The 11,869-nt window shown below is 67.0% G+C and carries 14 protein-coding genes; 9 read left to right on the top strand and 5 right to left on the bottom strand.

What is annotated here, in order from left to right:
• Window positions 1–559 precede the first annotated feature (559 nt).
• The 9 genes from rpmH to ACQP06_RS35435 all read left to right on the top strand — a co-directional run bounded on the left by rpmH (window position 560) and on the right by ACQP06_RS35435 (window position 7,228).
• Complete coding sequence (gene rpmH, locus ACQP06_RS35475; protein WP_033085250.1) at window positions 560–703, top strand: 50S ribosomal protein L34; 144 nt, start codon at window positions 560–562, stop codon at window positions 701–703.
• 87 nt (window positions 704–790) lie between these two features.
• On the top strand, window positions 791–1,162 hold the full coding sequence (gene rnpA, locus ACQP06_RS35470; RefSeq protein ID WP_357088500.1) for a ribonuclease P protein component: 372 nt from the start codon (window positions 791–793) through the stop codon (window positions 1,160–1,162).
• Window positions 1,159–1,500, top strand: coding sequence for a membrane protein insertion efficiency factor YidD (gene yidD / locus ACQP06_RS35465; RefSeq protein ID WP_357088502.1), 342 nt, complete (start codon window positions 1,159–1,161; stop codon window positions 1,498–1,500). The genes rnpA and yidD overlap by 4 nt, the downstream gene beginning before the upstream one ends.
• Window positions 1,501–1,504: 4 nt before the next feature.
• Entirely contained in the window at window positions 1,505–2,581 is a 1,077-nt protein-coding gene (gene yidC, locus ACQP06_RS35460) for a membrane protein insertase YidC (RefSeq protein WP_433673532.1), read from the top strand.
• 30 nt (window positions 2,582–2,611) lie between these two features.
• A complete protein-coding gene (locus tag ACQP06_RS35455; RefSeq protein WP_433669528.1) occupies window positions 2,612–3,139 on the top strand; it encodes a protein jag in 528 nt (175 codons plus the stop codon).
• An 83-nt stretch (window positions 3,140–3,222) separates the two neighbouring features.
• Window positions 3,223–4,002 (top strand): 16S rRNA (guanine(527)-N(7))-methyltransferase RsmG, encoded by a 780-nt coding sequence (gene rsmG, locus ACQP06_RS35450; protein WP_433669527.1) that lies wholly within the window; start codon window positions 3,223–3,225, stop codon window positions 4,000–4,002.
• Between the two features lie 256 nt (window positions 4,003–4,258).
• Window positions 4,259–5,281: a ParA family protein gene (locus ACQP06_RS35445; protein ID WP_433669525.1), complete on the top strand. Its 1,023-nt coding sequence runs from the start codon at window positions 4,259–4,261 to the stop codon at window positions 5,279–5,281.
• A 53-nt stretch (window positions 5,282–5,334) separates the two neighbouring features.
• Window positions 5,335–6,348, top strand: a complete 1,014-nt coding sequence (locus tag ACQP06_RS35440) for a ParB/RepB/Spo0J family partition protein (RefSeq protein WP_433669523.1) — start codon at window positions 5,335–5,337, stop codon at window positions 6,346–6,348.
• A gap of 160 nt (window positions 6,349–6,508) precedes the next feature.
• Window positions 6,509–7,228, top strand: a complete 720-nt coding sequence (locus ACQP06_RS35435; RefSeq protein WP_433669522.1) for a GNAT family N-acetyltransferase — start codon at window positions 6,509–6,511, stop codon at window positions 7,226–7,228.
• Between the two features lie 81 nt (window positions 7,229–7,309).
• Here the strand turns inward: ACQP06_RS35435 and ACQP06_RS35430 are convergent, their stop codons facing one another.
• From ACQP06_RS35430 to sigM, 5 genes are all read right to left on the bottom strand, one after another.
• Window positions 7,310–8,506: an N-acetylmuramoyl-L-alanine amidase gene (locus ACQP06_RS35430; protein ID WP_379271853.1), complete on the bottom strand. Its 1,197-nt coding sequence runs from the start codon at window positions 8,504–8,506 to the stop codon at window positions 7,310–7,312.
• Between the two features lie 238 nt (window positions 8,507–8,744).
• Entirely contained in the window at window positions 8,745–9,080 is a 336-nt protein-coding gene (gene trxA / locus ACQP06_RS35425; RefSeq protein ID WP_357088521.1) for a thioredoxin, read from the bottom strand.
• An 11-nt stretch (window positions 9,081–9,091) separates the two neighbouring features.
• Window positions 9,092–10,075, bottom strand: coding sequence for a thioredoxin-disulfide reductase (gene trxB, locus ACQP06_RS35420; protein ID WP_433669519.1), 984 nt, complete (start codon window positions 10,073–10,075; stop codon window positions 9,092–9,094).
• Window positions 10,076–10,204: 129 nt separating this feature from the next.
• On the bottom strand, window positions 10,205–10,999 hold the full coding sequence (locus ACQP06_RS35415) for a hypothetical protein (protein ID WP_433669517.1): 795 nt from the start codon (window positions 10,997–10,999) through the stop codon (window positions 10,205–10,207).
• A gap of 141 nt (window positions 11,000–11,140) precedes the next feature.
• Window positions 11,141–11,698: an RNA polymerase sigma factor SigM gene (gene sigM, locus ACQP06_RS35410; protein ID WP_433669516.1), complete on the bottom strand. Its 558-nt coding sequence runs from the start codon at window positions 11,696–11,698 to the stop codon at window positions 11,141–11,143.
• Window positions 11,699–11,869: the final 171 nt, after the last annotated feature.

Here is an 11,869-nt window from a genome sequence, read left to right as displayed (position 1 = left end):
GAACGCAGTCCTCCCCGGATGTAGGTCGATAGGAGCAGACGGTTGCGCTGCTCGGCTCCCCCAGTCACCGGGCGTCGGCGGGTACCGTCGGCCCTACGAATATGCCACTCCAGGGGTATTTCCACACAATTATCCACAGATGTGGACAACCTGGGGATACACGCGTCCGCGTGTCTGATTCCTCGGATCCGGCGCGTACCTGCGGCTTCACAGCTACCAGCTGGCAATACCGCTCGCGGGGCGGAGGACGAGGCCATCCGCGGTCACCGGAAGGGACTGGGAAGGACCGTACACGACACCGGTGCTCCGACACGAACCCCCACCGAGCGCCACGCGGAACGATCGATCCAGTCCCGCGAAATCGGGCCTCGACCCCCGAGTTTGACCCTCGTCCAGGGGGTAAGTACCCTTCTACAGTCACCCTATGGTGCGGTGGCGGCTGTCTGCTGCCCGTGCCGACAAGGGTATTGCGCCGAGGGACTCCCGTCCGTCGAGAGCACCGTTTCACCGAACAGCTTCGGGCGTCACCGGACGCCCACCACCTAGAGGAGTGTTGACCGTGGCCAAGGGCAAGCGGACGTTCCAGCCGAACAACCGTCGTCGGGCGCGCGTCCACGGCTTCCGTCTCCGGATGCGGACCCGTGCGGGTCGCGCCATCGTGTCGGCTCGTCGTGGCAAGGGCCGCGCCAAGCTGACCGCCTGATTCGGAAACCCCGGATGCGGCGTCGTATGAGCGACTCGCCGTCCGGTCTCCGGTCCCCCATCCGCCCGCACTCCGCTGGACGCTCAGGTGCTGCCTGAGCCCTACCGGCTGCACCGGCGCACCGACTTTTCCCGGACGGTGCGCCAGGGCCGGCGGATCGGGAGACGGGACCTTGTTGTGCACGTACTGCTACACGACGATCAAGCGAACGGATCGACCCCGGCTATCCGGGTGGGCGGTCCGCGTTTCGGCTTGATCGTCAGCAAGGCGGTGGGTCCGGCGGTGGTACGCCACCGGGTGGCCCGCCGCCTGCGTCATATCTGCGCAAGCCTGACGGCCGAATTGCCCGGCGGCGCAGATGTTGTCATTCGCGCCCTCCCGGGTGCCGCCGACGCGCCCTCCGAAGAACTGCTGCGCCAGTTGCACAGTGGGCTGCGCAAGCTCGGCTCCCTCGCATGAACGCGCCGCATTCTTCTGCGGGCGCGCTGCGCGCGGCTGCCGGATTACCGGCCAAAGCTCTGATATTCCTCATCGAGCTGTATCGGACCTACATCTCCCCCACCCGCATGCCGGTGTGCCGATTCACTCCCACGTGCAGTGAGTACGCGGTGACGGCGTTGCGCACCCGCGGACTGTTCGTCGGACTCGGACTGGCAGCCGTCCGTCTGGCGAAATGTGCGCCCTGGCACCCTGGTGGGTGGGACCCCGTTCCGGAGCGCAAGCACCGGCACGCGGCATCAGCTTACGAAGGATCATCGCCCGCGGTGACCGGCGATACGAACGACGGGAGTGCATAGCGCCGTGCTCGACTTCATCTATTACCCGGTGTCGGCCATTCTGTGGTTCTGGCACCAGGCATTCGGGTATGTGCTGGGCAAGAACAGCGGATTCGCCTGGGCCCTGGCCGTGGTGTTCCTGGTGTTCACGTTGCGGCTGGTGCTCTACAAGCCGTTCGTGAAGCAGGTCCGCACCACCCGGCAGATGCAGGAGCTGCAGCCCCAGATCAAGGAGCTGCAGAAGAAGTACAAGAACGACCGTCAGCAGATGACGGTCGAGATGCAGAAGCTGCAGAAGGAACACGGCTTCAACCCGCTCATGGGCTGTCTGCCGGTGCTGCTGCAGGTTCCGGTGTTCCTGGGTCTGTTCCACGTGCTGCGGTCGTTCAACCGCACCGGCACCGGGATCGGGCAGCTGGGCATGTCGCCCTACGACAACGCCCACACCCCGAACTACATCTTCTCCGCGGGTGACGTCCAGTCGTTCCTGACCGCGCGGCTCTTCGGCGCTCCCCTCTCGGCGTACATCACCGAGCCGGCGAAGGTGCTGGAGTCCTTCGCCGATTACGGCGGCGTGCCGACCAAGCTGGCCATCGCGCTGGTCTCGATTCCGCTCATGGTGATCGCCGGTGTCGCGACCCACATGAACGCCCGCGCCTCGGTGGAACGGCAGTCGGCGGAGGCCGCGGCCAACCCGCAGGCCGCCATGATGAACAAGCTGGCGCTGTACGTGTTCCCGCTCGGCGTGCTCGTCGGTGGTCCGTTCCTGCCCGTCGCCATCCTGATCTACTGGGTCTCCAACAACATCTGGACCTACGGTCAGCAGCACCTCGTCTTCAGCAAGATCAGCAAGGAAGAAGACGAGAAGAAGGCTGCCGCGATCGAGCGCCGCGCCCAGAACGCCCCGAAGCCGGGCGCGAAGCCGGTCGACGTCCGCAAGAAGCAGTCCGGGACCAAGGTCGAGGACGCCGTGACCGATGCCGCCGACGACGCGTCGCAGAATGGTGTGACCCCCGCCAAGCCGGCCGCCGGCGCCAAGCCCACCACCGGAAAGAAGCGGTCGGGCAACCGTGGTCGCGCCAACCAGAAGCGGCGTCGCTGAGACTTGCAACTCCAGATGAAGGAAACAACCATGACTGTTGAAACCGACGGAGGGGATCCCACTGTGACGTCAGCGACGGCCGCACCGGGCGACGCCGAGGAAGCGCTCATCGAAGAGGGCGAGATCGCCGGCGACTACCTCGAGCAGTTGCTGGATGTCCTCGACTTCGACGGCGATATCGACCTCGATGTCGAGGGCGACCGCGCCATCGTGAGCATCGACGGCGGCAAGGATCTGGCGAAGCTGGTGGGCCGCCGCGGTGAGGTGCTGGACGCGCTCCAGGAGCTGACCCGGCTGGCCGTGCAGCAGGCGACCGGCATCCGCAGCCGGCTCATGCTGGATGTGGCGGGCTGGCGGGCCGCGCGTCGTTCGGAGCTGAGCGCGCTCGGCACCGAGGCCGGCAAGCGCGTGCTGGAATCCGGCGAGCGCGAGGCGCTCTCCCCCATGACTCCGTTCGAGCGCAAGATCGTGCACGACGCCGTGGCCGCGATCGACGGTGTCGTGAGCGAGAGCGAGGGTGTCGAGCCGAATCGTCACGTGGTGGTACTCCCCGCCTGACACGCGGATCGCAGCGGTAGGGCCCCCGGGTTTCGGAAACCCGGGGGCCCTACTCTTTTAGCTATAGTCGTCCCCCCGGAAGGATGTTTCACGTGGAACCAGACACCGAGATGACCGCTCCGGGTCCGGTCGATCCGCCGCCCGCCGCCGCGGTCGTTTTCGGCGATCGGCTCGACAAGGCCCGGCAGTACTACACCGCGCTCGCGACCGCGGGTGTGGAGCGCGGACTGATCGGCCCCCGCGAGGTTCCCCGGCTCTGGGATCGCCACATCCTCAATTGCGCGGTGATCGGTGACCTCATCGCACCCGGCGCGCGCGTGGTCGACATCGGCAGCGGCGCGGGGCTGCCCGGCATCCCGCTCGCCATCGCCCGGCCCGATCTCCGGATCACCTTGGTGGAGCCGCTGCTTCGCCGGACCGTCTTCCTCGCCGAGTTCGCGGCCGAGGCGGGTCTGGACAATATCGTCATCGTGCGCGGCCGGGCCGAGCAGGCGGGCGTGAAGAAGGAAGCGGGCGGCGCGGACATCGTCACCTCCCGTGCGGTCGCTCCCCTGGCGAAGCTCGCCGGATGGTCCATGCCGCTGGTGCACGAGCACGGACGGATGTTGGCCCTCAAGGGAATCAGTGCCGCCGAGGAACTCGAGCGCGATCGCGACGAGCTCACCAAGGCGGGCGCGGGTCACGCCGAAGTTCTGGAATGCGGTGTGGGAGTGCTCGAGACGCCCACCTTCGTCATCAGCGCGGAGCGGCTGGCCCGCGCCGAGCGTCGCGCGGAGCGCAAGGCGGGCAGTGCGGAACGCAAAGCGGCGAGTGCGGAGCGCAAAGCCGGGGGTCGTGGGACCCCGCCCTCGAAGCGTCACTGACGAAGCGATGTTTCCCGTGAAACATGCACCCCTTTGCGATCTTTGAGTCGCCTCGGGGTGTGTCGTGGTGCGAAGCTGTGCGTTCAACTTCCGTATTGTGTCCTCTACTGGCAAGCTAATGAACGTCGAGCAATGAACGACTTCCAGCCGATTCCAGCCAGCCCTCAGTGACAACGCAGTGACGCGGCTGCTGCTGCCAGGCGCGCGAATTTCAGCTCGGCCACGTGTCTTTGAGTTCTCGGGGTTAGGAGCCTGTATGTCCAACGGTCCGACGAATGTTTCACGGGAAACAACGTCTCGGGTTCCCGGCATGCTCGATAGCGGTCCCTTCGAAACGGACGAGTTCAGCCGCACCCCCTACGGCAACATCTCCGCCGACACCCCGATTGCCGCCGAGGCGCAGCGCGCCAGCCAGGTGCTGTCGGGAACCAATGCCCACATTCCACGTCCCAAAGAACAGCGCGTCATCACCATCGCCAATCAGAAGGGCGGCGTGGGCAAGACCACCACGGCCGTGAATCTGGCTGCCGCGCTCGCCATCCAGGGCATGCGGGTGCTCGTCATCGACCTCGACCCGCAGGGCAATGCCAGCACCGCGCTCGGCATCCCCCACCAGTCGGGCACCCCGTCCAGCTACGAACTCCTCATCGGCGAGTGCTCGGTCAGCGACGCCATCCAGCAGAGCCCGCACAATGAACGACTGCTCTGCATCCCCGCCACCATCGACCTCGCCGGCGCCGAGATCGAACTCGTCTCCATGGTCGCCCGCGAGGGTCGCCTCAAGGCCGCCATCCAGGAAGCCAACCTCGCCGGGTACGACATCGACTACGTGATGATCGACTGCCCGCCGTCGCTGGGTCTGCTCACCGTCAATGCCATGGTCGCCGCCAAGGAGGTGTTGATCCCCATCCAGTGCGAGTACTACGCACTCGAGGGCGTGGGTCAGCTGCTCCGCAATATTGGTCTGGTGCAGGCGCACCTGAATCCCGGACTGCACGTCTCCACCGTCGTGCTCACCATGTACGACGGCCGCACCAAGCTCGCCGATCAGGTGGCCGAGGAAGTCCGCTCGCACTTCGGTGACGCGGTGCTGCGCTCGGTCATCCCCCGCAGCGTGAAGGTGTCGGAGGCTCCCGGGTACGGCATGACCGTCCTCGATTACGATCCGGGCTCGCGGGGTGCGATGAGCTACCTCGACGCCGGTCGTGAGATCGCGTCGCGGAACTCGGCGCGCCAAGCGGCGCAGGTGCCCGCTTCGGACGCACAATCCGGTGTGTAGATAGAGAATCTCGGTGGCGGTGACGGTGAACAATGGAAGGGGTCGGTAGGCCGATGAGTCAGGCGAAGAAGGGTGGACTGGGGCGCGGCCTCGCGGCATTGATTCCGACCGGACCGGCCACCACACCGGGCGGGCTCGGCAGTGCCGCGGCCAATGTCGTCATCGGCGTCGATCCGAGCGGGCCGCAACCCGCGTCGGCGCACCTGCATCGGGTCCCCGATCCGGTCGAGGCGGTCGACGGCGCGGACCCGGGTGCGGTGTACCGGGAGATCCCGCCGCAGCAGATCGAGCCCAACCCGAAGCAGCCGCGCTCCGTCTTCGAAGAAGAGGCGCTGGCCGAACTGGTGCACTCCATCAAGGAATTCGGTCTGATGCAGCCCATCGTGGTGCGTCAGGTCGAGTCCGGGCCGGTCCCCCGCTATCAGCTCATCATGGGTGAGCGGCGTTGGCGGGCCAGCCAGGAGGCGGGGCTGGAGGCCATCCCCGCCATCGTGCGCGAGACCGCGGACGACTCCATGCTGCGGGATGCGTTGCTGGAGAACATCCATCGCGTGCAGCTGAACCCGCTCGAAGAGGCGGCCGCCTATCAGCAGCTGCTGGAGGAGTTCGGCGTCACCCACGAGGAACTGGCTTCGCGGATCGGCCGCTCGCGTCCGGTGGTGACGAATATGATTCGGCTGCTGAAGCTTCCGATTCCGGTGCAGCGCCGGGTGGCCGCGAACGTCTTGTCCGCCGGCCACGCGCGCGCTCTGCTGGCGCTGGAGGCGGGAGCCGATGCGCAGGAGGCGTTGGCCGCGCGGATCGTCGCCGAGGGCATGTCGGTCCGGGCCACCGAGGAAGCGGTGACGCTGGCGAACCGGAATCCGGATGCGGCCGCTCCCCCGGCGGCGAAGCGGAAGCCGATTCAGATGCCGGGTCTGCAGGATGTGGCGGAGCGGTTGTCGGAGTCGTTCGACACTCGCGTCACGGTCAGCCTCGGCAAGCGCAAGGGAAAGATCACTGTCGAATTCGGCTCCATCGACGATCTGGAGCGGATTGTCAGCATGATGGAGCAGTCCAGGCCCTAAGGAGGGCCCATCCCGGAGGTCACAGTGGAAACGTCACTGTGACGTTCGGGTTTACGGCCCTGGAGAGGCGTAAAGCGTTGATCGCTTATTCTTGCTGGCGAGCACTGTGTGATGCGGCGTGAGTGTGGATGAATCAGACAGCTGGAGGCTGAGCAGAGCAGTGTCGACCAGCGTGACCGCACTTACCCTCGGCGGACTCGACAAACTCCCGGTGCATGCGCGGCGATGCGTGTTCTGGGAGATCGATCCGGCGGTGGCGGCGGATTCCCATAGCTTCAGTGACCCGGTCTTCGAAAAGGAGGCCTGGCTCTCGACCGTCATGTTGCAGTGGGGGTTGTGTGGCCAGGTCGCCGTCATCGAGGACAAACCGGCCGGCTGTGCCATCTACGCGCCACCGAGTGCGGTGCCGCGCGCGGGTCTCTTCCCCACGTCCCCGGTGAGCCCGGATGCGGTGCTGCTGACCACGCTGAGCGCCGAAATCCCGTTCCAAGGGGAGCAGGTTGGTCAGCAGCTGCTCCAGGCCGTGGTGGGCGATCTGGTACGCCGCGGTGTGCGGGCCATCGAGGCGTTCGGTATCCGCAAGGATCCGCCGACCAGTTCCATGCCCGCCGTCGGTTCCATGTCGCTGCGCGAGCGGATCGGTTCGCCGTTGCGCTCCCCCGCACCGTCGCCCTCGGGGTGCTCCCCCGAGAACTGCATGATCGAGGCGGACTTCCTGGAGGACGTCGGATTCAAGGTGGTCGCCTCGCATCACCGGTTCCCGCGCCTGCGGCTGGAATTGGATCACGAGCACCTGTGGAAGGAAGACGTCGAGCGCGCGCTCGATCAGCTCCTCGCGGCGGCGGCGCTCACCATGCCGACCCGCATCTCCACCCGCTGACCACTCCCCCGCCCGGTTCCACCACAACGAAAAACCCCGCCTCCCGGAAGTTCGGGAGGCGGGGTTGTTTCATGTGAAACATTACAGCCGGTCTGCGGCCGCCAACTCTTCGGCGAGCAGTTCGGCGAATGTGTAAGTCCCGGTGGGCTGGTCGTCCTGGCCCAGCAGGTACAGCCGCTTCACCGAGATCAGGATGGCCTCGGCGATGACGTCGCGCATGCGCGGGTTGGTCAGCACCGTCGCGTCGTAATCACTGGTGAGATAGCCGATGTCGACCTGCACGGTCGGCATCTTGGTGAGGCGCAGCAGGTCCCAGGTGCGGGCGTGGGTCCGGCAGTCCTGCAGCGAGGTGCGGGCCACGATCTCGCGCTGGATGAACCCGGCCAGCACCTGACCGATCATCGAGGTCGACCCGTGCGAGTTGCCGAAGTGGAAGCTGGCCACGCCGCTGGCGGAATCGTTGTCACTGCTGGCGCAGCGCAGCGAGATCATCAGGTCGGCGTCGAAGGTATTGGAGGTCTCCGCCCGCTCGGCATCGGAGGGGTTGGCCCCCCACGGCCGCGACAGGAAGGTCTCCATACCCGTTGCCGCCATGCGGCCTTCGAGCCGGCTGGCCAGATCCCAGAGGATCTCCGATTCGTAGACGTCACCGAATTCGGTCGGCACCGGCGAACCCTTGTCCGGCCCACCCAGACCCGGATCGATGACGATGCGCTTGCCGGTGAGCTGCGGCCCGGCCCGGTGCACCACCTCTTCCTCGGCGATCCGATGCGGATTGCCGCCGGTGACGCGGGCGCCCAGCAGATCCAGCGAGCGGAGCGTGTCCGGACCGCAGATGCCGTCCGAGGAGAGCCCGATCTCGCGCTGGAACGCGGTGAGCGCATCGTGGGTGTGCGGGCCGAAGTACCCGTCGACCCGGCCCACATAGAAGCCGAGATCCTGCAGCCGACGCTGCAGGGTGGCGACGTCGTCGCCGTAGAGCGGTGCGGAGAGCTGGTAGATGAGCGTACGGGCGCCGAGGCGGTACGAGGCCTCCTTCAGCGCACGGTAGGTGGCCGGGCCGACCACGCCATCGACCAGGAGACCGCGGTATTGCTGAAAAGCGCGGACCGCGGAGTCCAGATCATGGTCGAAGGTGGCGTCGGCGTCCTTCCAGTACTCCCCGTCCAGACCCGCCGGATCGCTGGTGGGATGAGTGTGCAGGAACCCGAGGCTTGCCAGGGTGCTCCGAACCTCTGCTACGGCTGGTCCTGTATCGCCGTGACGAAGTCGGTGCATGCGTGAGAGCCCTTTCCTTCCGCCAACCCGGGTACCCATTCGCGCGGTGGTTCACACCACCGCGCGACCGGAGCGTCGAACGATTGTTTCAGACCCGGACCGAATTTCGGCAACTGTCGAGTGCAGGGATACTAACCCCGGCGCCAGCGTCAGGGGCCGAAGGCGTCGCTCCGCCTCTCCGCGCTTGCCTGTGTAACCACGTAGGCCCCCGCTGGCGCCGAAATTCTATCCAGCGTCGCTAAAGAACTTCTTCGAGTTCGCGCAAGAGGGCGGCTTTGCCCTTTGCTCCGACGATCCGCTTGGTTTCCTTGCCCCCTTGGAACAGGACCATGGTAGGCAGCGACAGGATCCCGTAGTGCTTCGAGGTCTCCGGGTTGTTGTCGGCATCGAGCTTGGCGATGGTGATCTTGTCCGTGTTGGCGGCGATCTCCTCCAGCACGGGGGCGACCATCTTGCACGGGCCGCACCAGGCCGCCCAGAAGTCGACGAGCACGGGCTTCTCGCTGAGCAGTACTTCGTCGGCGAAGGTGGCGTCGGTCACCGTCTTGGTGGCACCGGTCTTGGCGTCGGACATTGCCAAACTCCTTAGTTGTTCACTTCCACCGGCTGACCGGCGTGATCGAGAGTGTTGCTGGTGATGTCACCCTGGTCGGCGAGCCAGCGCTCGGCGTCGATGGCCGCGCGGCAGCCGGTGCCGGCGGCGGTGATGGCCTGCCGGTAGGTGTGGTCCACCAGGTCGCCGGCGGCGAAGACGCCCGGCACCGAGGTGTAGGTGCTCTGGCCCTGGACCAGCACGTAGCCCTCGTCGTCCAGATCGACCTGGCCGCGCACCAGTTCGCTGCGCGGGTCGTGGCCGATGGCGACGAACAGGCCGGTGGCGGCCAGCTCGGAGGTCTCACCGGTGCGGGTGTCGCGCAGGGTCAGGCTGGTGACGCTCGAATCACCGTGCACCGCAGTGACTTCCGAGTTCAGGATGAAGCGGATCTTGTCGTTGTTCTTGGCCCGTTCGAGCATGATCCGGGAGGCGCGGAACTCCTCGCGGCGGTGGATGACGGTCACCGAGCTGGCGAACTTGGTGAGGAAGGTCGCCTCTTCCATGGCCGAGTCGCCGCCGCCGACCACCACGATGTCCTGGCCCTTGAAGAAGAAGCCGTCACAGGTGGCGCAGGCGCTGACGCCGCGGCCGAGCAGCTCCTGTTCGCCCGGGACATTGAGGTAGCGGGCCGCCGAACCCATGGCGAGGATCACGGCGTGCGCCTCGTACACGTCGCCGCCGACGGTCACCTTCTTGACCGGACCGGTCAGGTCGAGGGCGTCCACGTCCTCGGTGCGGATGTCGGTGCCGAAGCGCTTGGCCTGCTCCCGCATCTCCTCCATCAGATCGGGGCCCATGATGCCCTCGCGGAAGCCGGGGAAGTTCTCGACCTCGGTGGTGGTCATGAGCGCGCCGCCGAACTGGGTGCCCTCGAACAGCAGCGGTTCCAGTTCCGCGCGGGCGGCGTACACCGCGGCGGTGTAGCCGGCCGGGCCGGAGCCGACGATGATCAGGTCGCGAACAGGCGTGCTCAAGATGGCCCTCCGAAGCTGTAGTACAGAATCTCGATCGCTCGAGCGTGAGCGAACCGGTCAACAACAGCCTAAACGCTGTCATTCCCGGGCTTGATCGCCTCCGCTCGCTGCGGCGGGTTCGCGGACGGGCTAGCCGATATCGGTGCGGCCGAGGACCTGCGGATGGCCGGGCGCGCAGTTCGTTCCGAGCACGGCCGCAGTGATCTGTGGCGCTTTCGGGCCTTGGAGCAGGACCAGGACACCCGGGGTGCCGGAGAACACGACGCTGCGGCTGCCGAGGACCTGGCGGTCCAGATCGGCGGCGCGTAGGCAGTCTCTGAGGGCGGTGCCCGCGGCCAGGGGGCCGGTGATGTCGTGGCGGCCCATGGCGGTCAGGACGACGCCGGGTGAGAGGGCGGGGTCCAGTTCGTCGGCGCTGGGCTGGGCGGCCGGGGTGGTCGGGCGGGTGCTCAGGGCGTCCACGGCGACGACGGCGCCCGCGGCCAGGGCGGCGGCGGCCGCGGCGGCGGTGAGCCAGCGCAGGCGGCGGGACGGGCGTTCGGTGAACTCGGCGGGCTCGGTCTCGTCCTCGTCCAGGTCCGGCGGGAGGAGCGGTTCCTCGAGTTCGCGGGGGTCGAGGCGGCCGGTGGCGAAGATGGAGCCGTCGAGGACCGGCATGGGTGCGGTGGGGATAGGGGTGTCCCCGGCCGCGAGGTCGTCGATCATGCGTTCCAAGCGGTCGGCCACGTCGGTGGGGATGGGGCGGGTGATGTTCTCGTCGCGTCCGAGTTCGCGCAGCCGGTCGTCGATGCCGTCGAGGGCCTCGAGGTAGCGCATGGCCTCCGGGTCGCGCCGGACCGCGGGCCAGAGCCGTGCGGCCTGCTCCGGCGGCAGGCTGCCGCCGTGCAGATCGGCCAGCAGCTCGGTGGAGAAGGTTTCCTCCATTGCCCCTCCAGGGCGTCGAGTGGGAATCACAGACCTGTCTTCGTATCGGACGTACGGGAACCGTACAAGGTTCCCCCAATAGTGCGGTGTTCGAGCGGAATTCAGGTGTTCATTGCCCGGCTGTGTCGGGGTGCAAACGTCCTATTCGCGAAGTTTCATCTCGAGCCTACGGCGGCCGCGGGCGCAGCGGCTCTTGACCGTGCCCTCCGGGATGCCCAGCAGGGCAGCGGCATCCGCGATGGAGTAGCCCTCGAGTTCCACCGCGACCAGTGCGGTGCGCTGGTCGGCGGGCAGCGTGAACAGTGCCGCGTCGACCAGTAGGCTGGCCTCCAGGGCCGCGAAATCGTCTCGCGGACAAGCGGGCTCGTCGGCGGTGTCCTCGGACAGCGGTTCGGTGCGGCGCAGTTTGTTGCGGCGGATACGGTCCAGGCAGGCGTTGACCACGATGCGGTGCATCCAGCTGCGGACCTCGGCGTCGCCGCGGAATCCGGCCGCGCCGCGATGCGCGGACAGCAGGGCGTCCTGGAGCGAGTCGGCGGCGTCCTCGGGACTGTAGGAGGCGCGTAGCGCGGTTTGGTAGAGGTGGTCGCGATGGCGGCGGAACAGTTCGGCGAAGGCGTGCGGTGCGCCCGCGGCGTGCGCGGCCAATAGTTCGCGATCGCTCGCGTTCGACGGTGACTCTGTCCTCGATGCTGACACTGCGTTCGGTGACGACAATGCATCCCCTCAGAGCGGCGAACTCCCCATGCCGAGAGTGTCAAGATCATATCGGGGACAACGGTTCAGCAGCGGTGAATCGCGCGAGAATGCGCAGGTAGCGGGCGTTTGGTTCGTATCAAGCGACCTGGTGGCGGTCAGCGCTGAGGATGT

The sequence above is a fragment of the Nocardia sp. CA-136227 genome (assembly GCF_050955695.1).
Classification (GTDB): Bacteria; Actinomycetota; Actinomycetes; order Mycobacteriales; family Mycobacteriaceae; genus Nocardia.
Note: the sequence above shows the minus strand (reverse complement) of the source record. Positions and strands in the feature narration are given on the sequence as shown.